This is a genomic window from Micromonospora tulbaghiae (assembly GCF_900091605.1).
GTDB classification, from domain to species: Bacteria; Actinomycetota; Actinomycetes; order Mycobacteriales; family Micromonosporaceae; genus Micromonospora; species Micromonospora tulbaghiae.
The window spans coordinates 118,800-140,364 of sequence record NZ_FMCQ01000008.1; the positions used below are offsets into that span (position 1 = coordinate 118,800).

Annotated in this window: 24 protein-coding genes and 1 tRNA gene; 10 read left to right on the forward strand and 15 right to left on the reverse strand. The window is 73.2% G+C overall.

Features of this window, described 5'->3' with window-relative positions:
* The first annotated feature begins 71 nt into the window (after positions 1-71).
* The 3 genes from GA0070562_RS22360 (at position 72) to GA0070562_RS22370 (ending at position 3,467) form a co-directional block, all read left to right on the forward strand.
* Positions 72-1,616 (forward strand): FAD-dependent oxidoreductase, encoded by a 1,545-nt coding sequence (locus GA0070562_RS22360; RefSeq protein WP_091425557.1) that lies wholly within the window; start codon positions 72-74, stop codon positions 1,614-1,616.
* Between the two features lie 54 nt (positions 1,617-1,670).
* On the forward strand, positions 1,671-2,810 hold the full coding sequence (locus tag GA0070562_RS22365) for a hypothetical protein (RefSeq protein WP_091425558.1): 1,140 nt from the start codon (positions 1,671-1,673) through the stop codon (positions 2,808-2,810).
* Between the two features lie 216 nt (positions 2,811-3,026).
* Positions 3,027-3,467 carry an HNH endonuclease gene (locus GA0070562_RS22370; protein WP_091425560.1) on the forward strand — a complete coding sequence of 147 codons (441 nt, stop codon included), beginning with the start codon at positions 3,027-3,029 and terminating at the stop codon, positions 3,465-3,467.
* A gap of 73 nt (positions 3,468-3,540) precedes the next feature.
* On the opposite strand, the gene GA0070562_RS22375 is transcribed toward GA0070562_RS22370, so the two are convergent.
* A complete protein-coding gene (locus tag GA0070562_RS22375; protein ID WP_175438830.1) occupies positions 3,541-4,164 on the reverse strand; it encodes a TetR/AcrR family transcriptional regulator in 624 nt (207 codons plus the stop codon).
* A gap of 69 nt (positions 4,165-4,233) precedes the next feature.
* Between GA0070562_RS22375 and GA0070562_RS22380 the strand changes: the two genes are divergently transcribed.
* Complete coding sequence (locus GA0070562_RS22380) at positions 4,234-4,785, forward strand: peroxiredoxin-like family protein (RefSeq protein ID WP_091425567.1); 552 nt, start codon at positions 4,234-4,236, stop codon at positions 4,783-4,785.
* Here the strand turns inward: GA0070562_RS22380 and GA0070562_RS22385 are convergent.
* From GA0070562_RS22385 to GA0070562_RS22395, 3 genes are all read right to left on the reverse strand, one after another.
* Positions 4,760-5,371, reverse strand: coding sequence for a hypothetical protein (locus GA0070562_RS22385; RefSeq protein ID WP_091425570.1), 612 nt, complete (start codon positions 5,369-5,371; stop codon positions 4,760-4,762). The genes GA0070562_RS22380 and GA0070562_RS22385 overlap by 26 nt on opposite strands.
* A 58-nt stretch (positions 5,372-5,429) precedes the next feature.
* A complete protein-coding gene (locus GA0070562_RS22390; protein WP_091425572.1) occupies positions 5,430-6,197 on the reverse strand; it encodes an enoyl-CoA hydratase/isomerase family protein in 768 nt (255 codons plus the stop codon).
* A gap of 77 nt (positions 6,198-6,274) precedes the next feature.
* A complete protein-coding gene (locus GA0070562_RS22395) occupies positions 6,275-8,674 on the reverse strand; it encodes a M4 family metallopeptidase (protein ID WP_091425576.1) in 2,400 nt (799 codons plus the stop codon).
* 170 nt (positions 8,675-8,844) lie between these two features.
* Here GA0070562_RS22395 and GA0070562_RS22400 point away from each other — a divergent pair, with 170 nt between their 5' ends.
* On the forward strand, positions 8,845-9,297 hold the full coding sequence (locus tag GA0070562_RS22400) for a protealysin inhibitor emfourin (RefSeq protein WP_091425579.1): 453 nt from the start codon (positions 8,845-8,847) through the stop codon (positions 9,295-9,297).
* 76 nt (positions 9,298-9,373) lie between these two features.
* On the forward strand, positions 9,374-10,030 hold the full coding sequence (locus GA0070562_RS22405; RefSeq protein WP_225853152.1) for a type 1 glutamine amidotransferase domain-containing protein: 657 nt from the start codon (positions 9,374-9,376) through the stop codon (positions 10,028-10,030).
* A 7-nt stretch (positions 10,031-10,037) separates the two neighbouring features.
* Here GA0070562_RS22405 and GA0070562_RS22410 read toward each other — a convergent pair whose 3' ends face one another.
* From GA0070562_RS22410 to GA0070562_RS22435, 6 genes are all read right to left on the reverse strand, one after another.
* The gene (locus tag GA0070562_RS22410) at positions 10,038-10,649 is read right to left on the reverse strand and encodes a histidine phosphatase family protein (RefSeq protein WP_091426029.1); all 612 of its coding nucleotides are present in this window, start codon (positions 10,647-10,649) and stop codon (positions 10,038-10,040) included.
* Between the two features lie 49 nt (positions 10,650-10,698).
* Entirely contained in the window at positions 10,699-11,118 is a 420-nt protein-coding gene (locus tag GA0070562_RS22415; RefSeq protein ID WP_030502816.1) for a VOC family protein, read from the reverse strand.
* 35 nt (positions 11,119-11,153) lie between these two features.
* Positions 11,154-11,573, reverse strand: coding sequence for a helix-turn-helix domain-containing protein (locus tag GA0070562_RS22420; RefSeq protein ID WP_091425581.1), 420 nt, complete (start codon positions 11,571-11,573; stop codon positions 11,154-11,156).
* 38 nt (positions 11,574-11,611) lie between these two features.
* Complete coding sequence (locus GA0070562_RS31075) at positions 11,612-11,842, reverse strand: hypothetical protein (RefSeq protein WP_091425584.1); 231 nt, start codon at positions 11,840-11,842, stop codon at positions 11,612-11,614.
* A 51-nt stretch (positions 11,843-11,893) separates the two neighbouring features.
* Positions 11,894-12,550 (reverse strand): DUF6959 family protein, encoded by a 657-nt coding sequence (locus tag GA0070562_RS31080; protein ID WP_419780429.1) that lies wholly within the window; start codon positions 12,548-12,550, stop codon positions 11,894-11,896.
* A 94-nt stretch (positions 12,551-12,644) separates the two neighbouring features.
* A tRNA-Thr gene (locus GA0070562_RS22435) sits at positions 12,645-12,721 on the reverse strand.
* A gap of 364 nt (positions 12,722-13,085) precedes the next feature.
* On the opposite strand from GA0070562_RS22435, the gene GA0070562_RS22440 reads away from it, so the two are divergent.
* The gene (locus GA0070562_RS22440; protein WP_091425590.1) at positions 13,086-14,177 is read left to right on the forward strand and encodes an ABC transporter ATP-binding protein; all 1,092 of its coding nucleotides are present in this window, start codon (positions 13,086-13,088) and stop codon (positions 14,175-14,177) included.
* 60 nt (positions 14,178-14,237) lie between these two features.
* Here GA0070562_RS22440 and rlmB read toward each other — a convergent pair whose 3' ends face one another.
* On the reverse strand, positions 14,238-15,359 hold the full coding sequence (gene rlmB / locus GA0070562_RS22445) for a 23S rRNA (guanosine(2251)-2'-O)-methyltransferase RlmB (RefSeq protein ID WP_091425593.1): 1,122 nt from the start codon (positions 15,357-15,359) through the stop codon (positions 14,238-14,240).
* Positions 15,359-16,774 carry a cysteine--tRNA ligase gene (gene cysS / locus GA0070562_RS22450; RefSeq protein ID WP_091425595.1) on the reverse strand — a complete coding sequence of 472 codons (1,416 nt, stop codon included), beginning with the start codon at positions 16,772-16,774 and terminating at the stop codon, positions 15,359-15,361. The genes rlmB and cysS overlap by 1 nt, the downstream gene beginning before the upstream one ends.
* Before the next feature lie 63 nt (positions 16,775-16,837).
* Between cysS and GA0070562_RS22455 the strand changes: the two genes are divergently transcribed.
* Together GA0070562_RS22455 and GA0070562_RS22460 are read left to right on the forward strand one after the other, a co-directional pair.
* On the forward strand, positions 16,838-17,485 hold the full coding sequence (locus GA0070562_RS22455; protein WP_091425597.1) for an IclR family transcriptional regulator: 648 nt from the start codon (positions 16,838-16,840) through the stop codon (positions 17,483-17,485).
* A gap of 121 nt (positions 17,486-17,606) precedes the next feature.
* A complete protein-coding gene (locus GA0070562_RS22460) occupies positions 17,607-18,728 on the forward strand; it encodes a hypothetical protein (RefSeq protein ID WP_175438832.1) in 1,122 nt (373 codons plus the stop codon).
* Here GA0070562_RS22460 and GA0070562_RS22465 read toward each other — a convergent pair.
* Positions 18,725-19,423 carry an HAD family hydrolase gene (locus tag GA0070562_RS22465; protein WP_091425599.1) on the reverse strand — a complete coding sequence of 233 codons (699 nt, stop codon included), beginning with the start codon at positions 19,421-19,423 and terminating at the stop codon, positions 18,725-18,727. The genes GA0070562_RS22460 and GA0070562_RS22465 overlap by 4 nt on opposite strands.
* Entirely contained in the window at positions 19,420-20,376 is a 957-nt protein-coding gene (locus GA0070562_RS22470) for an EamA family transporter (RefSeq protein WP_091425602.1), read from the reverse strand. Before GA0070562_RS22470 ends, GA0070562_RS22465 begins: the two co-directional genes overlap by 4 nt.
* A gap of 72 nt (positions 20,377-20,448) precedes the next feature.
* Between GA0070562_RS22470 and GA0070562_RS22475 the strand changes: the two genes are divergently transcribed.
* Positions 20,449-20,994: a CGNR zinc finger domain-containing protein gene (locus GA0070562_RS22475; RefSeq protein WP_091425604.1), complete on the forward strand. Its 546-nt coding sequence runs from the start codon at positions 20,449-20,451 to the stop codon at positions 20,992-20,994.
* Here the strand turns inward: GA0070562_RS22475 and GA0070562_RS22480 are convergent.
* Positions 20,958-21,557 carry a GNAT family N-acetyltransferase gene (locus GA0070562_RS22480; protein WP_091425607.1) on the reverse strand — a complete coding sequence of 200 codons (600 nt, stop codon included), beginning with the start codon at positions 21,555-21,557 and terminating at the stop codon, positions 20,958-20,960. The two genes, GA0070562_RS22475 and GA0070562_RS22480, sit on opposite strands and share 37 nt — an antisense overlap.
* Between the last annotated feature and the right edge of the window lie 8 nt (positions 21,558-21,565).

Consider the following 21,565-nt stretch of genomic DNA (forward strand, 5'->3'; position numbering starts at 1 on the left):
GGAAGACGCGTACCCAGCGGGTCGCCCGTCGAACCGGCAGACTGTGAGCACCGCCGACTGGAGGATGCCCCGTGGGTCTGTCGCAAGTGGTTGGCCGCCTGATCGGCGTACGCGAGCACGTGGTGGACCCGGGCGGCGGGGGCGCCGACCGCGTGCCGCGACCGGTCCCGGCACTCGTGGTCGGCGGTGGCATCGCCGGCATGTCGGCGGCTGTGGTGCTGGCCGAGCGCGGCGTGGCGGTGACGGTGCTGGAAGCGGCGCCGCACCTCGGCGGACGGCTCGGCGCCTGGCCGGAGGAGTTGCCCGACGGCGTCCAGCGCAACGAGCACGGCTTCCACGCGTTCTTCCGGCAGTACTGGAACTGGCGGTCGATCCTGCGCCGGGTCGACCCGGCGCTGGGTTTCCTCAAGCCGATCCCGGGCTACCCGATCCTGTCCGCGCAGTGGCCGACGGAGGAGTTCGGCAAGCTGCCACCCGCGCCGCCGGCCAACCTGCTGGCGCTGCTGCTGCGCAGTCCCAGCCTGCGCCTGGCGGACCTGCGCGCGATGGACCGGGACGCCGCGCTGCCGCTGCTCACCTACGACCCGGTACGCACCTACGAGGAGTTCGACGGGCGGACCGCCGACGAGCTGCTCGCCTCGCTGCGGCTGCCGGACCGGGCGCGGGCCATGCTGTTCGAGGTCTTCTCGCACTCGTTCTTCAACCACGAGGCGGAGATGTCGGCCGCCGAGATGATCGCGCAGTTCCACTTCTACCTGCTCGGCAACCCGGAAGGGCTGGCCTTCGACTGCCCGGACCGGGACTACAGCACGGCGATCTGGGAGCCGCTGACCCGGCACGTGGAGAAGCACGGCGGCCGGGTGCTGACCGGCACGGCGGCCGCCCGACTGGACCGTACCCCGGACGGCTGGCGGGTCACCGGCGCCGACGGCGACGCCTGGGAGGCGCCGCACGTGGTGCTCGCGGTGGACCCGCCCGCGCTCGCAGCGCTCGTCGACGCCTCCCCCGGCCTGGCCGGGGCGGCGCCCGAGCTGGTGGCGCGGATGCCCGCGTTCGGCCGGCCCGGTCCGCCGTACGCGGTGGCGCGCTACTGGATGGACGGTGACGTCCGGGCCGACCGCGCGGTGTTCAGCGGCGTCTCCCGGCAGCCCACGCTGGACTCGGTGACGCTCTACCACCGGCTGGAGGACGAACCCCGCCGCTGGGCCGGGCGGACCGGCGGCTCGGTGGTGGAGCTGCACGCATACGCCTGCGAGCCGGACGTGCCGGCCGACGAGCTGGCCGACCGGATGCTGCGGGAGCTGACCGCGCTCTGGCCGGAGGTGGCCGGCCTGCGGGTACGCGAGCTGCGCGCCCGGGTCGAGGCGCAGGCGCCCGCGTTCACGCCCGGCAGCCACGCCTGGCGTCCCGGGGTGGAGACCGACGCGCCCGGCCTCTACCTGGCCGGTGACGGCATCCGCACCGAGTTCCCGAGCGCGCTGATGGAACGGTCGGCGGCCACCGGGATCATCGCCGCGAACCACATCCTGCGTGCCGAGGGGGCGGCGGCCGAGCCGGTCCGCTCGATCCGGCCGCGCGGGCTGCTGGCCGGGCGGGCCGCACCGAAACGGTCATAAGCGCCCAAAAACGCCTCTACGCTCGACTGATCCGGTGACACGGGAGGTCGGGCGGTGAGCACCGCGACGCGGGATCGGCGCGACGAGGAGCACGGAACGCCACGGGACGAACGGACCGCGGTGGTCACCGCGCTGCGACTCGGCTGGTCCATGGCGGACGCCTACCACCACGCGCAGACCGCCGACCTGACCGGGGACGGGCACCGGCCGGCGCCGGCGCCGCCGAAGCTGTCGAACCTGACCGAGCTGGCCGGGCGGCACCGGCTCGGCATGTATCTCGACGGCGTGGACGTCGCGCTGGCCCAGATCGCGCCGCTGCCCCCGGCCGGCCGTACCGTGCCGTCCACCGCCGCCGCCCGGGGCGCCACCGGGGCCGACCGGGAACCCCTGCTGCGGGCGCTCGACGACCTCAACATCGACGTGCTGCGCTGGACCATGGCGACGAACCACCGGGTCGGCGTGGCGTACCGGCTCGGGCGCTCGCTCGCCGACACCGTCCGGCGCGGCGACGCCGACCAGCTCGCCGCGCGCTTCGGCGGCCGGCACCTCCAGATCAGCAGGTGGCTCGACGAGCTGGCGAGCGTGCTGCCGCCGTACTCGGCCGCCGTGGTGCGCCGCTCGCTCGCCGCCTGGGCCACGGCGGTCGGCCGGGCCACCGTGGGCGATCCGGGCGAGGCCGGGCTCGCCGAGCTGGCCCGCGAGCTGCGCAACCAGGGCGACCTGTGGCAGGACGTGCTCACCGGCGGCCTGCACCCGCGCGACCTGCTGGACGAGGAGAACTGGGCGGTGATCGCCCGCAACGTCGTCATCCGGGACCGGAAGCTGGTGGCCCAGGCGGCCCGCGGCATCTTCTGGCCGGTGCTGGCACCACTGCTGGTGGTGCTGCTCGCGGTCGTGGGGGTCAGCGCAGCCGCCGCGGCCGGCTCCCCCACCACCCGGGCGGCGGTGGCGCTCGTCGGCCTCGGCGCCGGGCTCACCGCGATCTGGCGGTCGATCTCCACGCCCACGCTGTCGGTGGCGGCCGAGGTGAACCGCCCGCTGCTGGACAGCGAGCTGGTGGTGCAGATGACCGCCCGGATCGACCGCCCGCTCGCCGCCGCGCGGCGCGCGGGCCGGGCCGGACGGCAGCGGCGGCGGCCCGCCGACGACGGATCGAAATACGTTGCCCATGATTCCCGAATCGATCTACCGTGAGCGCGCAAGGTCAACCACCGCTCCGGGAGCCGTCCATGTCGCTGCGATCCGCCACCACGATGACGTCGTGGCTGCTCGGCGACGGCTGCCGGGAACACGGTCCCTGGCCCGGAGGGCACGACTGACGCGCGCCGCGCGTCCCCGTCGTCGCCGCCCGGTCCCGTGGACCGGGCGGCTTTTTCGTCGCCGTACCGCCGATCGTGAAGGGAGAGCCCGGTGGACGCCGTCCTCGTCGTCAACGCCGACCTCGGCCCGCTGCACCGGGTCACCGTCAAGCACGCGATACGGATGCTCTGCCGCCGGGTCGCCGAGATCCACGAGGCCGAGCCCGATCGGGTGATCGGCGTCTTCCCGCTGCCGCGGGTGGTCCGCCTCGTCCGGTACGTGGTGACCCGCTGGCGGTTCAGCGCCGGCCCGGCCTGGTCCCGGGCCGGGGTGCTGGCGCGCGACCGGCGGCGGTGCGCCTACTGCGACGGCGCGGCGAGCACGATCGACCACATCCTGCCCCGCTCGCGCGGTGGCCGGAACACCTGGGGGAACACCACCGCCGCCTGCTACGCGTGCAACCAGCGCAAGGGCGACCGGACCCCGGCCGAGGCGGGCATGCCGCTGCGGCGGGAACCGGTGACGCCGAGCTGGGCCGCGCTGGCGCGGTGACGGACGACCGGCGGGCACAGGGGGCGGTGCCGGGGGTACTTCCCGGCGCCGCGCCCGCCGGTCCCACCATGCCCTAGGTGTCGAGACGCCGGGCCAGCCCGTCGAGCAGGAGGTCCAGCCCGCCGCCGAACTCGTCCTCCGGTCCGACCGCGCCGGCGTCGCGCGCGGTCTCGGCGAGCAGGGGGAACTCGTCGCGGGGCAGCGCCGCGATGGCAGCCGTGCCGGGGCCGGCCAGCGCGCCGAGGTGTTCCATCTGGATCGCGCCGACCACGTAGCCGAGCAGGGCGCGGAACGCGACCACCCGCCCGGTTCCGGTGAAGCCGGCCCGGGTCAGCACCGCGAGCACCGCCTCTCCCCAGCGCAGGATCGCCGGTGAGCGGTGCCGGTGCGCGGGCAGCAACGGGACGACGGCCGGATGGGCGCCGACCGCGTGGCGTACCCGGCCGGCCAGCTCCCGGACGCCGTCCGGCCACGGGACGTCGAGCGGCGGCCGGGTGTCCACCCGGTCGAGGACCCGCTCGACGACGAGCGCCTCCAGTTCGTCGCGGTCGGCGACGTAGCGGTAGAGGCCCATCGTGCTGGTGCCGAGCTGCGCGCCGACCGCGCGCATGGTGAGGCCGGCGAGGCCGTCCCGGTCGAGCACCGCGAGCGCCGCGTCGGCGAGCCGGGCCGGGGTCAGGGAACGGGGACGAGGCATGGCCTTGACAGCGTACAAGATACGCCTACCGTTGTAGGAGTACGTAGTACGCCTACAACGGGAGCGCGCATGGACGTCGTCAACCCCCACCACCTGACCAGCGTGACCGGCGCCCAGGTCGCCCTGCCGGACCCGGACCGCCTGGTCCACCTGCAGTTTCGTCGCTTCGCCGGCTGCCCGGTCTGCAACCTCCACCTGCGCTCGGTCGTCCGCCGGCACGCCGAGATCGAGGCAGCCGGCGTACGCGAAGTGGTCCTCTTCCACTCCCCCGCCGACGAACTGCGCGAGCACGTCGCCGACCTGCCGTTCGCCGTGGTGGCCGATCCGGACCGGCGGCTCTACCGGGAGTTCGGGGTGGAGTCGGCGCGGCGGTCGCTGCTCGACCCGCGCGCCTGGCTGCCGATCCTGCGTGCCGTGGCGACCGGCACCTGGCACGTCCTGCGCGGCCGCGAACGGCTGCCGTCCCGCACGCCGCACGGCGGCCGGCTCGGGCTGCCGGCCGACTTCCTGATCGCGCCGGACGGGCGGGTGCTCGCCGCGAAACACGGCGAACACGCCTCCGACCAGTGGTCGGTGGACGAGCTGCTGACCCAGGTCAGCGGGAGCCGGTCGACACGCTGACCGCCGGATCGCCGGGGTGCTCCCGCAGGAACGCCTCGGCCCGGTACGCATCCCGGAGAATCTGCCAGCAGGCGAACGCGAACATCACGCCGATGACGCCGAACAGGACGAACCACATCGGGGTGAGGCTGAGCAGCAACTGGCCGAGGTTCATCGTCAGCAGGCCCCCGATCATCGGGACGAACCTCCGTTGCCGGATCATCTGCGCCGCGACCGTCCGCAGCCAGGGCAGGTCGTCCGGGGAGTCCACCACGCCGCGCCGGACGGCCCGGGCCAGTTCCCGGCGACGGCCGAAACTCACCGCCCAGAGCCGCGACTCGCGGTCGGCCCGATAGCTACCGCTGCGGACCATGCGGACCAGCGCGACGATTTCCAGCCCCAGGCCCAGCACCGCGAGAACCAGGCCGGTCACCTCCACCCAGTCGGGCGGGTCGCCGCGTTCCAGCCAGCTACTCGGGAACGCACCGTCCGCCATCAGCCCGACCAGCAGCGACGCCAGCGCGAACGTCAACACCGTGCCGACCAGCAGCAGCCGGACACGGCGGCGTCCTCGCTTGATCTTCCGACGTTCCGAATCACCGTCCACGATGGCCCCCGTTCGACGGCCGGAGCGTACCCGTCGCGGGATGCCGTGCAAACGGCGGTCAGCGCGCGGCGGGCGGGGTCCAGCCGAAGCGCGGCGGCCGGCGCTCGTTGATCGCCGCAACCCCCTCGCGGGCCTCGCCGCTGTCCCGCACCTGGGCGTGCCACCAGGCCAGCCGGTCGGCGTCGGCACACCCGTCGACGATCTCCTTGGCGGCGGTCACGGTGAGCCGGGACCGCTCGGCGATGGTGGCGGTCAGCGCCGCCACCCGCCCGGTCAGCTCACCGGCCGGCAGCACCTCGTCCACCAGGCCGATCCGCAGCGCCCGCCCGGCGTCGACCAGCTCGCTGGTGAACAGCAGGTGCTTGGCCGCCGACGGACCGACCAGCGCGGCCAGCCGCCGGGTGGTCGGCGCCGGGTAGACCAGGCCGAGCCGGGCCGGGGGTACGCCGAACCGGGCGTCCGCAGCGGCCAGGCGCAGGTCGCAGGCGACGGCGAGCTGGCAGCCGCCGCCCACGCAGGCGCCCTCGATCGCGGCGACTGTGGGGCGGCCGAACGCGGCGAGCCGTTCCTCGGCGGCCACCGCGATGCTGCCGTCACCGGCCGCCAGCAGCTCGTCCAGGTCGCCCAGGTCGGCGCCGGCGCAGAACGTGCCGCCCGCGCCGGTGAGCACCAGCACCCGTACCGCCGGGTCCGCCTCCAGGCCGTCGAGCAGCACCGGGAGCTGCCGCCACATGGCCGGGGTCATGGCGTTGCGCCGGGCCGGGTTGTGGATGACCACGGTCGCCACCGGGCCGTCCAGGGTGACGGTCAGTTCCGCGTCGGACATGGGTCCGACCGTAACGGGCGGGGCCCGGAGACCACCCGCGTGGGGTGGCCGCCGGGCCCCGGGGTCGGGCGGTCAGGTCAGGAGACGTTGAGCGCGGTGTCGTCGATCACGAACGAGGTCTGCAGCGAGCTGTCCTCGGTGCCGGTGAACTTCAGCGTGACGGTCTGCCCGGCGTACGCCGCCAGGGAGAACGACTTCTGGCTGTAGCCGCTGGCCTTGTTCAGGTTCGAGTAGGTCGCCAGCGTGGCCAGCACCGAGCCGGACGAGTTGAGCACCTGCACGTTCAGCTTGTCGTACTGGACGCTGGTGGTGCTCTCGGCCGAGTCGATGTGCAGCCAGAACGAGAGGGAGTACGCGGAGCAGCCGCTCGGCAGGCTCACCGACTGCGACAGCGTGTCGGTGCGGGTGCTGCCGTAGCCGTTCAGCCACGCGTTCCACGTACCGGTGCGGGTCGGCTGGCCCTGCGAGCCGTACTGGCCGATGACGCCGGAGGTCGTGGCCCAGACCGTGTTGCCGGACTCGAAGCCCGGGTTGCCGAGCTTCTGGCCCGCGCCGGTGCAGCCGCCGCCGACGCTGCTCACGGTCAGCGAGTACGTGGCGGTCTTCGCGCCGGACGCCGCGCTGCCGCTGACCGTCACCGAGTAGGTGCCGGCCGGGGTGCTGGAGCTGGTGGAGACGGTGAGCGTGGACGAGCCGCCCGAGGTCACCGAGGCGGGGCTGAACGACGCGGTCGCGCCGGTCGGCAGGCCGGACGCGGAGAACGTCACGGTCTGCGCGGTGCCGCTGGTGGTGGAGGTGGCGACGGTGGCGGAGACCGAACCGCCCGCGGTGACCGACCCGGCGGTCGGCGAGAGCGAGACGGAGAAGTCGTTGCCGGTGGAGCTGCAGGGCGCGTCGTTGCCGGCCACGTTCACCGCGGTCCACGCCGCCTGGACGGTCTTGTACTCGGTGGAGCAGTTGCCGTACAGGTCGGTCGCGGCCCGCAGGGTGTACGCGCGGGCGGTGTTGGCCGGGTTGCTGGTGTTGACGTACGAGGTGTTCGAGGTGAAGTACACGTCGAGCGCCCGGTACCAGATCTTCTCCGCCTTGGCGCGGCCGATGCCGGTCACCGCGGGAGCCGAGCCGCAGACCGGCGAGGTGCCGTACGCGGTGGCGCCGGTGCCCTCGGCGAGGTTGAAGAAGAAGTGGTTGCCCACGCCGGAGGAGTAGTGCACGTCCTTGTTCTTCGTGCTGGTGGACCAGCAGGAGTCGGACGAGCCGTCCAGCGACGGGTTGTACATGTAGCGCAGCGGCGTACCGTTGCCGTTGATGTTGATCTTCTCACCGACCTGGTAGTCGCCCGGGTCGCTCGGCGCGGCGGCGTAGAACTCCACCATGTTGCCGAAGATGTCGCTGGTGGACTCGTTGAGGCCACCGGACTCACCGGAGTAGACCAGCCCGGCCAGCGCCTCGGTGACGCCGTGGCTCATCTCGTGACCGGCCACGTCCAGCGAGACCAGCGGGCGGGAGTTGCCCGAGCCGTCGCCGTAGGTCATCTGGGAGCCGTCCCAGAACGCGTTGACGTAGTTGTTGCCGTAGTGCACCCGGCTCGGCACGCCCTGGCCGTTGCCGAAGATGCCGTTGCGGCCGTGCACGTTCTTGAAGTAGTCGAACGTCTTGGCGGCGCCGAAGTGGGCGTCCACGGCGGCCGACTGGCGGTTCGAGGTGGCGCCGTTGCCCCACGCGTTGTCCGCGTCGGTGAACGTGGTGCAGGTGGAGGTCCCGTTGTTCATGTCGCAGGTACGGCCGTTGCCGCGTACCGGGTCGATCATCTGGTACGTGCTGCCGGAGAGCGTCGTGTCGATGGTGACCGAGCCGGTGTAGATGCCCTGGCCGGTGCCGGCCACCGTCTCGATCTCGTCGTACGAGCCGATCACCTTGCCGGTGGTGGCGTCGGTGACGACGTGCAGCTTCGACGGCGTCTGCTTGTCCGCCTTCCAGCCGGTCGCGACGGTCTCCCAGGCGAGCCGGCCCTTGCCGCTGCTGGCGTCGACGAACAGCTCCGGCGCGCCGACCGAGGTGAGCGAACCGGAGAACGTCTTGCGGGCGCTGGCCTTGGCCGCGTCCGCGCCGACCTTCGCGGTGGTGCTCAGGGTCAGCGGGGCGGAGAGGCTGACCGACGCGCTGGTCAGGGTGCCGTTCGGGGCGGTGTGGATGACGAAGTCACCGCCGTACACGCGGAGACCCTGATAGGTCCGGCTGTACCGGGTGTGCGCGGCCCCGGAGGGGTCGACCTTGGTGCGGACGGCCTGATAGGCCTCACCGCCGGCGCCCTGGACGACGCCGGGGTTGGCGCGCAGCAGGCTCGCGGCCTTGGCTGCGGCCGAGGTCTCGGGGCTGGGGGCGGTTGGCGCTGCCGCTTGCGCCGAGGTGGTGACGCAGGCCAGCACGCCGCTGGTGAGCAGCGCTGCGCTGACGGCGGCGACGGATCTTTTCACGGGCCCTCCTGGAAGGCGAAGTTGTGACGGGGGTAGTCACTGATGTAGATATAGCGATACATCGAAGAACGTGAAAGAGGCTGGCGAGATCCCGCCGGAGACATTGACCGAACGGATGAGGAGGACCGGTGGGCCGGAACCGGGTGGTCCCGTCGCGCGTCCGATCGGGTATGAGAGCTGCCTCCGCCGCGGCGGCCGTCGCCGCCCTTCTCCTCCCGCTCGCCGGCTGCGCCAGCGCCGACGCGCCACCCGTCCTCACGGACGGGCCCTCGCCGCTGCCCGCCACCGAGGTCGTGCTCGTGAAGTCGGGCGGCATCGCCGGGGTGAAGGACACCGTCACCGTGCGGCCGGACGGCCGCTGGACGAAGACCGACCGGACCGGCGCCTCCCAGGAGGGCCGGCTCGCCGAGGCGGACGCCGCCCGGCTGCGACAGCTCGCCACCGACCCCCGGCTGGCCACCGAGGCCACCGAGACCAAGGGCCCGGGCAACTGCGCCGACGGGTTCACCTACCGGCTCACCGTCGGCCCGGCCGAGAGCGGGTACGTGGACTGCGGGCCCGCCGCCCGGCCGCCGGCCGTCACCGCCGAGGTGGTCGAGCTGCTCACCCGCGCCACCGGCTGACCCGGCTCTCAAACCCCCTGCCGCTGTGACATCGGCCTATGGCCGGCAGACCGGCGACCGGGCCAGCATGGAAGGCATGACTCGCGCACTCATCGCCCTGACCAGTCACTCCGAGCTGGGCCGCACCGGCCGCTCGACCGGCTACTACGTCGGCGAGGCCGCCGAGCCGTGGGAGGTGTTCCGCGCCGCCGGGTACGACGTCGACCTGGCGTCGGTGGCCGGCGGCGAACCGCCCGTCGACGGGCGGGACGAGAACGACACCACCCAGAACGACTTCCTCGCCACCGCCGGCGTCACCGACACCCCGAAGGCCGCCGACGTCGACCCGGAGCGGTACGACGTGATCCTCTTCGCCGGCGGCCACGGCACCATGTGGGACTTCCCCGACGACCCCGACCTGGCCCGGATCGCCCGCTCGGTCCACGAGCGCGGCGGCGTGGTGGCCGCCGTCTGCCACGGCCCGTCGGCACTGGTGAACCTCACCCTCACCGACGGCTCCCGGTTGATCGCCGGGAAGCGGGTGGCCGGGTTCACCAACAGCGAGGAGGCGGCCGTCGGCCTCACCGACGAGGTGCCGTTCCTGCTCGCCGACAAGCTCACCGAGGCGGGCGCACAGCACGTGCCGGCACCTGACTTCACCGAGCACGTGGTCGTCGACGGGCGCCTGGTGACCGGCCAGAACCCGCAGTCCGCCCGCGCCGTGGCCGACGCCGTGGTGAAGCTCATCCCCTGAGCGCCGATCAGAACCGGTAGTCGTCGGGCAGGCCGGTGGCCCGCAGCTCGGGCGGCAGGTGGGCGACGTCGTTGAGCGCGACGAGCGTCGGCGGGCCGCCCGAGCTGTAGCGGATCACCGTGAGCCCGCAGTTCTGGTGGTTGAGCCCGATCCACCGGCGCTCCGGCGCCTCCAGCGCGTGCCGCACCAGCCAGGCGACCAGGAAGTTGTGGGTGACGACCAGCTCGCGGACGTCACCCTCCGCGGGGGCGGCGGCGAACCGGGCCACCGCCTCCGCCGTCACGCGCGGCCCCTCGCGCCGCTCCCGCTCGGTGAACGCGGCCAGGAACTCCGCGTACCGCTCGGGCAGGCCGGCCGGGTCGGTGTCGTGCGGCATGTGGTCGCCGGCCCGGTCGTCCTCGCGTACCGGAACACCGGGCAGCGACGCCGCGACCAGCGCGGCGGTCTCCGCGGCCCGGCGGGCCGGCCCATGGTGTACGGCGGTGAGCCCGGCCCCGCGCAGTCGCTCGCCCAGCAGCGTCGCCTGCCGCCGGCCCCGCTCCGACAGTCCGGTGTCCGCCTCCTTCTCGGGGCGGTCCTGCTCGCCGTGACGGACCAGGTAGAGCAGGCGGCTGGGCATCGGCACCTCCACGGTCGGGGACCGCGAGACTAGCCGGCCGCCGCGCCGTTCACCGGCCCTGATGCATCTGGCCGATCCGGATCCGGTTGCCGAACGGGTCGCGGATCCCGAAGTCGATCCCGTACGGCCGGTCGGTCGGCTCGTCGGTCACCTCCACGCCCTTCGCGACCAGGTCCGCGTACGTCTTGTGCGCGTCGTCGGTGGTGAAGAACAGGAAACCGCCGGCAGCACCCTTGGTGAGCAGTTCCCGGACCTGCTCGGCCGTCTTCGGGTCCAGCGCGGGCGGGCCCGGCTTCTCCAGCAGGATCTCCCGGCCCGGGTCACCCGGCACGTTCACGGTGAGCCAGCGCATGAACCCGAGGTCCTGGTCGGTGCTGACCTCCAGGCCGAGCTTGCCCACGTAGAAGTCGAGCGCCTCGTCCTGGTCGAGCACGTAGATCTGGGAGCGGGAAGTCGAAGTCATCGTCATGCCCACGACGCTAGAGCAGCGGCCCGACCTGCTGCTTATCCAAAAGTGCGCAGTCCCGCGGTGGCGCTCGGGCGCATCCAGGCCTTGGTGAAACAGCTCGGGACGTCGGCGGGCGTGGCCTTACGGCGCCGGTAGGCCGACGGCGACTCGCCGACGATGCCGTGGAACGTCCGGCTGAACGTGCCCAGGCTGCCGAATCCGACCAGGTGGCAGATCTCGGTGACCGGTTCGTCGGTGCGCGCCAGCAGGTACATGGCGCGTTCCACCCGGCGGCGTTGCAGGTAGCGGTGCGGTGTCTCGCCGAAGGTGGCCCGGAAGGTACGGATGAAGTGCGCCTCGGAGACGTGCGCGATCCGGGCCAACGCGGGGATGTCCAGCGGCTGCGCGTACGCCCGGTCCATCGCGTCCCGGGCGCGCAGCATCGCCCGGTTGGATTCCTCGACCGCGCGACTCATCGCTGGTCAGCCTACTGCGCGGTCCGCGCCTCGACCGCCTACGGCTCGTCCACGAGGCTCTTGGTCATGACGTGCTCGCGGCGCACGCCGTCGGGCATCAGGCCGCCGACCTCGCCGTCGGTGCCACAGTCACCGGCGTCACCCCCGCCGGCGTCACGCCCAGCTTCCACGCGGCCGGCATCGCCGACGCCCGGCACCACGTCACGGTGCTGCGGCACGTCACCGTGCCGTTCATCGCCACCGGCCACCGTCGGGGAGGTGCTGTTCAACTACTGGGACTGACCATTCGTGGCCAGGTGGCCAGCCTCTGCGGCCGCCTGTCAGTACGGCCGCTGGATGCCTCGCTCCGCGAGCGCCGCCTCGTAGAAGCGGAGGAACTCCTCTGCCTCTCGGACGGCGTCGTCCAGGTCGTCGAGGGCCTTTCCGTCTCCAGGATCCTCACGGAGCATGCGAGCTGCTTCGGCGAGCTGCGTCCAGAGGGCGGCAAACGTATCGCCCTGCACGTGAAGGCCGGGGAAGGCCCGACCTGCCAGCTGCACGACTGCCCAGTTGCCACCACGGGACAGGACCTGCGCTTGCTCTTGGCTCATCCGAGCAGAATCCAGTAACGCTCGAAGATCGTCCAGCCCGAACTGTCGCCCACGGGCGGGGGCAGGCGAGAAACCAGCCCGACGCCGGCGCCTCGCTGTAGGTGGATCGGGCATCCCACGCCTGCTCCCAGGCGTCGCCATCGGCCGGAGCGGCGGCTGCAAATGCCTCGAACTGCCGGGCCTCTGCACGCACCCGAGCCGCCTGCTCAGCGGTGATCGCATGCAGGACGAGCCTCCGTGGCTCACCCGGGGCCCAGTCGGGTCCGGCCGAGAACCAGAACTCCCGACCCTCATGAAGGGCCAGGCCGTCCAGCGGTCCGTCGTACCAGTCCAGCAACTCGACGATCTCGACTCCGACAAGCTCGGGCAGAGCGTCCGAGCCGGCATGATCGTGACGCACCCTCGCAGACTAGCTGCATCATCGCGCCACGGCGACCGTGCGTCCCGCGGCGACGTCGGCCCCGGAACGCCTTGTGGATATTGGAGCCCCCGGCCGGGATCGAACCGGCGACATCTCGCTTACAAGGCGAGTGCTCTGGCCAGCTGAGCTACAGGGGCGCGTGCGTCGGGCTCAGCATAGCGACTGGGCCCCGGAAATCCCGCCTGGCAGGGCTCCCGAGCACGGAAAACGTCGGCATCCCGACCGGTGCGGCCGATGGATCATCGCCCGGCCGCGCTCACGGGTGGGGAGATTGATGCCTCCCAGTGCCCTCCTGACCGTTATGCGTATGCCGTCCGTCCCATCCGACGCGCCACGTCTTGGCACGATCGCGAAAGCCGTTTACCGTGCAGTGACGCGGACGACACTCCGGCCGGCCTCGGCTGCCTGAGCGACGACCCCGTGGCCGGTGCCTCGGGCACCGGTCGCTCCTTCACTCGGATCGTCCGGCACGTTCCTGCCGGTGAAAGGAAGCGCTCCATCATGGCTACGGTCACCTACTCGAAGGCGTCCCGGATCTATCCGGGCACCGAGCGCCCCGCCGTCAACCAGCTCGACCTCCAGATCGGTGACGGGGAGTTCCTCGTCCTGGTCGGCCCGTCCGGCTGCGGCAAGTCCACCAGCCTCCGGATGCTCGCCGGCCTGGAGGACGTCGACGACGGCGCGATCTACATCGACGACCGCGACGTCACGCACCTCCCCCCGAAGGCCCGTGACATCGCGATGGTCTTCCAGAACTACGCCCTCTACCCGCACATGACGGTGTACGAGAACATGGCGTTCGCGCTCAAGCTGCGCAAGACCTCGAAGTCGGAGATCGACCGGCGGGTCAAGGAGGCGGCCGGGCTGCTCCAGCTGGAGGAGTTCCTCAGCCGTAAGCCGAAGGCACTCTCCGGCGGTCAGCGCCAGCGTGTGGCCATGGGCCGCGCGATCGTCCGCGAACCGCAGGTCTTCCTCATGGACGAGCCGCTGTCGAACCTCGACGCCAAGCTGCGTGTGCAGACCCGTACCCAGATCGCCTCGCTGCAGGCGAAGCTCGGCGTCACCACGGTCTACGTCACCCACGACCAGGTCGAGGCCATGACCATGGGTCACCGGGTGGCGGTCATGCTCGACGGTGTGCTCCAGCAGGTGGACACCCCGCGGGCGCTCTACGACACCCCGGCCAACGTCTTCGTCGCCGGCTTCATGGGTTCCCCGGCCATGAACATCAAGACGGTGAAGCTGACCGACCAGGGCGGCGTGTTCGCCGAGATGATCGTGCCGCTGACCCGCGAGCAGGTCGAGGCGGCCCGCTCCGAGGGCGGCGACGGCAAGGTCACCGTCGGCTTCCGCCCGGAGGACTGCGACATGGTCAGCCCGTCCGAGGGCGGCATGCCGGTCGTGGTCGAGCTGGTCGAGGACCTCGGCTCCGACGCCAACGTCTACGGCCACGCCGCGCTGGAGGGCCACAACGAGCGGTTCGTGGTCCGTACCGACCGGCGCAGCATGCCGAACATGGGTGACACCGTGTTCGTCAAGCCGCGTACCGGCCGCAGCCACGTCTTCCACGCCACCACCGGCCAGCGCATCTGACGTACGTACGCGAAAAGGGGCGGCCCGCCACGGCGGACCGCCCCTTTTTCGTGCTCTCGATCAGACCTCGACGGACCGGCGGCGGGCCACCTCGGCCAGCGTGACCGCAGCGGCGACGCTGGCGTTGAGCGACTCCACGTCGGAGACCATCGGGATGCTGACGGTCAGGTCGCAGGTCTCCCCGACCAGGCGGGACAGCCCGCGCCCCTCCGAGCCGACCACCACGACGAGCGGGCCGACGGCGGCCTCCAGGTCGTACAGGTCGGTCTGCCCGTCGGCGTCGAGGCCGACCACGACGAAGCCGGCGTCCTTGCATGCCTTGAGCGACCGGGTCAGGTTGGTGACCTGGGCGACGGGCACGCGCGCGGCCGCGCCGGCGCTGGTCCGCCAGGCGGTCGCGGTGATCCCGGCGGCACGCCGTTCGGGTACGAAGACACCCTGCGCGCCGAACGCGGCGGCCGACCGGATGACGGCGCCGAGGTTGCGCGGGTCGGTGACCCCGTCCAGCGCGACCAGCAGCGGAGCGGCCTGCTCCAGCGCGGCGGCGACCAGGTCGTCGAACGGCTCGTAGGCGAACGGCGGCACCTGGAGGCCGACGCCCTGGTGCAGCACGCCACCGGTCATCCGGTCCAGCTCGGCGCGGCTGACCTCCAGGATCGCGATGCCGCGGTCGGCGGCGGTACGGATGATCTCCTTGACCCGGTCGTCGACGTCGATGCCCTGCGCGGTGTAGAGCGCGGTGGCGGGCACCTGGGTGCGCAGCGACTCCAGCACCGGGTTGCGCCCGACCAGCAGCTCCGGGCTGTCCTTCGCCGGGTTGGCCTTGCGGCCCGGCGCGACCCGGGGCCCGGACCGGCCGCCGGTCGGCTTGCCGCCCCGGCCCTTCGTCGTAGGCGTGCCTCGGCCACCGCCCTTGCCCCAGGTGGTGTCCTTGGTGCCGGGCTGACCGATCTTGGGCGAGCGGCCCTCCTCGGCGGCGGCGCGGCGCTCCTTGTCCTGCTTCCAGGCGGTGCGCTGGGGCAGCTTCTCGGTGCCCGAGTACGCCTTGTGCCACGGCCGCTCGTCGGCGGGCAGCGTGCGACCCCGCCCGGCGAGCGAGTCCTTGTTCTTGCCTCCGGTGCCCTTGGGGGCGCCCGCCTTCGGCGTCAGTCGCCGGCCACGGCGCTGCGAGTTGCCGGCCATCAGTCCTGCTCTCCAATAGTCCAACGCGGGCCCTGGGGGGTGTCCTCGACGACCACGCCTGCCTGCTTGAGCTGGTCGCGTACGGCGTCGGCGGCAGCCCAGTCCTTGCGGCTGCGGGCCTGCGCGCGCTGCTCCAGGGCCAGCGCGATCAGGGAGTCCACCACGCCGCGCAGGTCGTCCGTGCGGCCGCCGCCGGTCCAGGCCGGGTCCAGGGGGTCGACGCCGAGGATATCCAGCATCGCCCGGGTGGCGGCCAGCGTCGTGCGGACGGTCACATCGTCGCCGGCGGTGAGCGCGGTGTTGCCGTCGCGGACCACCTCGTGCAGCGCCGCCAGCGCCGCCGACGTGTTGAGGTCGTCGTCCATCGCGGCCGCGAAACCGGCCGGCAGGTCGCCGGGCCGGCCCGGGCCGACCCGCTCGGTCGCCCGCTGGACGAAGCCCTCGATCCGCCGGTACGCCACGGCGGCCTCGCGCAGCGCGTCCTCGGAGTAGTCGATGCGGGACCGGTAGTGCGCGGCCACGTAGTAGTAGCGCAGCTCCACCGGGCGGACCCCGAGCGAGGCCACGTAGTCGAGGTCGAGCGTGTTGCCGAGCGACTTGCCCATCTTGGTGCCGCCGATGCCGAGCAGGCCGTGGTGCACCCAGTAGCGGGCGAACGGCAGGTCGGCGGCCTGCGACTGGGCGATCTCGTTCTCGTGGTGCGGGAACGTCAGGTCGAGCCCGCCGCCGTGGATGTCGAACTCGGGGCCGAGGTAGCGCCAGCACATGGCCGAGCACTCGATGTGCCAGCCGGGCCGGCCGCGGCCCCACGGCGACGGCCAGTAGGCGTCGGCCGGTTCGCCCGGCTTGGCGCCCTTCCAGAGCGCGAAGTCACGCGGGTCGCGCTTGCCCCGGTCGGGGGCGTCGCCGGCGGGCTGCATGTCCGCCGGGGACTGGCCGGACAGTGAGCCGTACGCGGGCCAGGAGGCCACGTCGAAGTAGACGTCGCCGGAGCCGTCGGTGGCCGGGTAGGCGTGGCCGGTCTCGATCAGCCGCGCGATCAGCTCGTGCATCTCCGGGATGTGCCCGGTGGCCCGCGGCTCGTACGTGGGCGGAAGCACGTTGAGCGACAGGTAGGAGGCGGTGAGGATCTGCTCGTTCGCGTACGCGATCGACCAGAACGGCCGGTCCTGCTCCATCGCCTTGGCCAGGACCTTGTCGTCGATGTCGGTCAGGTTGCGGATGAACGTGACCTCCAAGCCCTTGCTCAGCAGCCAGCGGCGCAGCACGTCGTAGTTGACGCCGGAGCGAAGGTGGCCGATGTGCGGCGGGGCCTGGAGCGTGAGACCACACAGGTAGACCCCCACCTTGCCGGCTTCCCGCGGGACGAAGTCCCGCACCGATCGGGTGGCGGTGTCATACAGGCGTAGCGTCACCTCACAAGGGTAGCCGTCCGCACATTTCCGGGTTGGCCGGAGCCGGGTCGTACGCTGCGTGCTGTGGACACGGCGGCGCGCACGGGAGAGACGGCACAGACCCTGGACCGGGGTCTGCGGCTGCTGCACCTGGTCGCGGACGCGCCGGGCGGCCTGACGGTCACCGAGGCGGCGCACCGGCTGGGCATCGGCCGGGCGGCCGTCTACCGGCTGGTCGGCGCGCTGACCGGCCACGGGATGCTCCGGCGCGACGGCGAGGGCCGCCTGCGGATCGGCGTGGGCGTGCTGCACCTGGCCCGCCGCGCCCAGCCGCTGCTGGCCGAGGGGGCGCTGCCCGCGCTGCGCCGGCTCGCCGAGGGCACCGGGGCGACCGCCCACCTGACAGTCGTCGAGGGCGGCGAGGGGGTCGCGCTCGCGGTGGTCGAGCCGAGCTGGACGTCGTTCCACGTGGCGTACCGGACCGGCACCCGGCACCCGCTGGAGCGGGGCGCCGCCGGCCGGGCGGTACTGGCCGGGCGGGCCGGCGATCCGGGGCCGGTGACCACCAGCGGCGAGCTTCAGTCAGGTGCGTACGGGGTGGCCGCGCCGGTGCTCGGTGTACCGGGCCTGGAGGGCAGCGTCGGGGTGGTGTCGCTGACCCCGCTCGACGTGGCGGACGTCGGCGCCCAGGTCACTGCCGCCGCCGAGGCGGTCGCCGCCGCGCTCTGCTGAACCGGGGGCACTAGCACACCGGCGGGCCGCTCGGGGGTTGTCCACAGGGCGCGGCGGGCGGCACGGCCGCGGCTGTCCACAGGGGTACCGATCTTCACCCGTGCGCCGTCACGCTCGTCCCATGCCACCTCATCCTCACCGACCGCCGGAGCTGGCCTGGCAGGTGTTCCGGGGCTCGGAAGCGATCCGGCGCGGGCTGCTGTCCCGGCATCATCTGCGGGGCGCGTCCTGGGTCCGGCTCCGGCAGGACGTGTACGCCGACGCGCGGCTCGACCGCGACCACGCGCTGGCCTGCCGCGCGGCCCTGCTGCGCATGCCGCAGGGCACGGTGATCGCCGGGCCGTCGGCGGCCTACCTGCACGGAGTCGAGCACGCCGCCGGGTTCACCGACGACGTGCACGTCCTGCTGCCGGCCATGGTCCGGGCCGACTCGCAGCCGGGTGTCCGGGTGCACCACGCCCCCGTGTCGAGCACGCGCAGCGGGCTCCTGGTCCCCGTCGGCGCCGCCGCACCCGCGCGAACGAGCCCACCCGCCGGCACGAGGTTCCCCGTCCCGGCACCGCCGACGGCGGGCCGCCCATCGGGCCGGACCAGGCCGCCGGATCCGGCCGACCACCGCGCCCGGCCCGGACCGCCCGGCCCGGCCGTCCCGCCGGCCTCAGCCCTGGCATCGAATCCGTCACCCCTCGGCGCGGCGATGATCCCGGCCGGGCCGCCGCCGCGCACCGAGCCGGTCTCCTGTGCCTGGGAGACGGCGGTCTGGGCCGATCCCGTGAAGGCGGTCGGCATCGTCGACGGGCTGCTGCGTGCCGGCTCGGTGAGCCGCTCGGCACTGGCGAGCGAGGCGGCCCGGAACGCCTGTCGCCCCGGTGGCCGGCGGGCGGCGTGGGTGTTCGGCCTGACCGACGGGCTGGCCCGGTCCCCGGCCGAGTCCCACCTGCGGGTACGCCTCGTCTTCGCCGGCCTGCCACGCCCGGTGGCCCGCCATCCGGTACGCGTGTCGGCCGGCCGGATCCTGCATCCCGATCTGGCCTGGCCGGAGTTCCGGGTCGCCGTCGAGTACGACGATCGGCCGCACTCCGACGGGGCGCACAGCGACCGGCGGCGGCTCGACCAGCTCGTCGAGGCCGGCTGGCTGGTGTCGCACGTGACCGGCCGTCGCCTGCGCAAGGAGTTCCCCGACCTGGTGCGGGAGATCCGCGCCGCTCTGGTGGCCCGGGGATGGCAGCCGGGCCGCAACTAGGCGTTCGCGCTTGTCAGGGTGGTGAGCACCGCCGACAGTCCGGCGATTGTGGACACCTCGGCGTCCGGTTCGAGGCCGCGCGGACGGGGCAGTCCGGCCCGGTTGAGCCAGACGGCACGCAGTCCGGCCCGCTGCGCGGCGACCACGTCGTGCTCCGGCGAGTCACCCACGTGGACGATCCGCTCGGCCGGCAGTCCGGTCGCCGCCACCACCGCCGCGAAGAACTCCGGCGCCGGCTTCTTGGGCAGGCCGCCCTCGTGCGCGTACACCTCGAAGGCGAACTGTCCGGCGAGGCCGCAGCGTTCGGCGCGGCTGTTGCCGTTCGTCGCGAAGCCCAGCACGTGGTGCGGGCGCAGCGCCGACAGCGCGGGCAGCACGTCCGGGAAGGGGCGGCTCAGCGCGTACCGGCGGTCGAAGAACAAGGTCGCGAACTCGTCCAGGTCCGCCTCCAGCCCGGCTCGGGCCAGCGAACGGGCCAGGGCGGCCCGCCGCACCTCCTGCACGGGGGCGGCGCTGAGCGCGCCGAAGACCGCACCCCAGTCCCCCTCCAGGTCCGCGAGCACCACTCCGGCCGCCGCCGGGGTCCGCCGCCGCATCTCATCGAGTACGGCGACGAGCGCGCCGGTGACCGCCGGGCGCAGGTCGACGAGCGTCTCGTCGGCGTCGAAGACGACGGCGCCGCGCGGCCCGCTCATCGGTCGCCGGCCAGCACCGGCTCGGCCGGCGCAGACGCCGACGGGGTGCCCCGCAGTTCGTCCGCCCGGACCAGGGCGACGCCGCCGAGGATGAGCACGCCGCCGGCCAGCTGGATCAGGCTGGGCAGTTCGTCGAGCACCAGCCAGGCGATCAGCACCGCGAACATCACCTCGGTCAGCCCCACGAAGGAGGACAGCCGCGCCCCGAGCAGCCGGGTGCCCGCGACACCGGCCAGGTACGCGACCACGGCGGCGATCAGCGACAGCCCGGCGATCGGCACCAGCCAGCTCACCCGGTGCCCACCGAAGGTGACGTCGGCGGTGCCGGCGGCGAGCGGCAGAGCTCCGATGCCGCCGAGCAGCAGCAGCGCCAGCGCGCCGACGGCCATGCCGCCGCTGGCCATCACCACCGAGGGCAGGCCCGCGTCGATCCGGCCGGCGATGACGAAGTATCCGGCCAGCCCGACGCCCGCGCCGAGGCCCCAGAGCACGCCCACCGGGTCGAGCCGCCCGGCGCCGGTGAGGTCGAGGACGAGCACAAGCCCGCACAGGGCGGTGACCGAGCCGGCCACTGTGAGCAGCCGGGGGCGCTGCCCGTGGACCAGCCACATCCATCCCACCACGAGCACGATGCCGAGGTATTCCAGCAGGAGCGCCACGCCGACCGGGAGGTAGCGCACCGCGTTGAAGAAGCACGCCTGCGCGGTGGCCACGCCGAGCAGCCCGAACAGCACCACGCTCACCGCGTTGCGGCGCAGCACCGCCCACCTGCCGCGCAGTGCCAGCACGGCCGGGACGGCGAGCACCAGCGCGGCGATGCCGACCCGGGCGATCACCACCGCGACCGCCGACCACTCGCCGGTGATCAGCGGGCGGGCGAAGGTGCCCGAGGTGGCGAACGTGATCGCGGAGAGCAGTGCCAGGCCGAGCCCGGCGCCGGACCGTTCACGCATCGGGAGCTCCTGGTCATGAGTGAAGGGAGGTTATGCTGATGACGCTAGGCGCAGCCTCCGACAGGAGTCAAGTTGCTTTTCGCTCATGACACCGAATGCGCGCTGGTCGCCGCCGCCGCGCTGGTGAACACCGTCGGCGACCCGGACGGGCTGCCCGACGTGGCAGCCCTGGACGCCTTCTTCGCCACCCACGGGTGGAGCGGCCGGCACGAGCACACCGACGCCGAACTGCGCCAGGTCCGCGCGCTGCGGCCCCGGCTGCGCCGCATCTGGTACGCCGACACCGACGAGGTGGTGGCGATCGTCAACGGGCTGCTGCGCGAGTCGCACGCGCTGCCGCAGCTCGTCCGGCACGACGACGAGCCGTACCACGTGCACGCCGTGCCGCAGGACGCGCCGCTGGCGACCCGGATGGCGGTCGAGGCCGCGATGGCGATGGCCGACCTGGTCCGGATGGGCGAGCTGAGCCGGCTGCGGCACTGCGACCACCCCGACTGCGACAACGTGCTGGTCGACCTGTCCCGGAACCGGTCCCGCCGGTTCTGCGAAGCCGGGTGCGGCAACCGGGCCGCGGTGAGCGCCTACCGGGCCCGCAGGGCCGCCGCGTCCCACTCCTGACGGGTCGCGGGCCAGGCGTCGCGGCGCAGCTCGTACTCCACCTCGCCGTGCTCCGTACCCGGGATCGGGTCGTCGAAGGCGAGGTGGAACGTACGGACGTAGCGCAACCCCGCGCGGGCCATGACCGCGCGGGAGCGGTCGTTCACCGCCATCGTCTGTGCCCACACCCGGCGGACGCCGACCGTGTCGAACGCGTGCCGCACCAGCGCCCGCGCGCCCTCGGTAGCAAGCCCGTGTCCCCACGTCGCGCGGCGCAGCCGGTAGCCCAGCTCCGCCTCGGCGCCGTCGTCGGACGGGTCGAGCGAGTGCCAGCCCAGGAACTCGCCGGTGAACCGGTCGAGCGTCGCCCAGCGGCCGAGGCCGGGGTGCAGGGCGTACTGCGCGAGCACCCGGGGCAGCACCTCGTCCCGGTACGTCCCGGCCGGGGTCGGCGCGCCGCCGGTCAGGAAGCGCATGACCTCCGGGTCGGCGTCCAGCGCAACCAGCCGGTCCGCGTCGTCCATCGTGAACCGGCGCAGCGTCAGCCGCGCGGTCTCCAGCAACACGCCGCCGTCGTCACGCACGGTCGGAT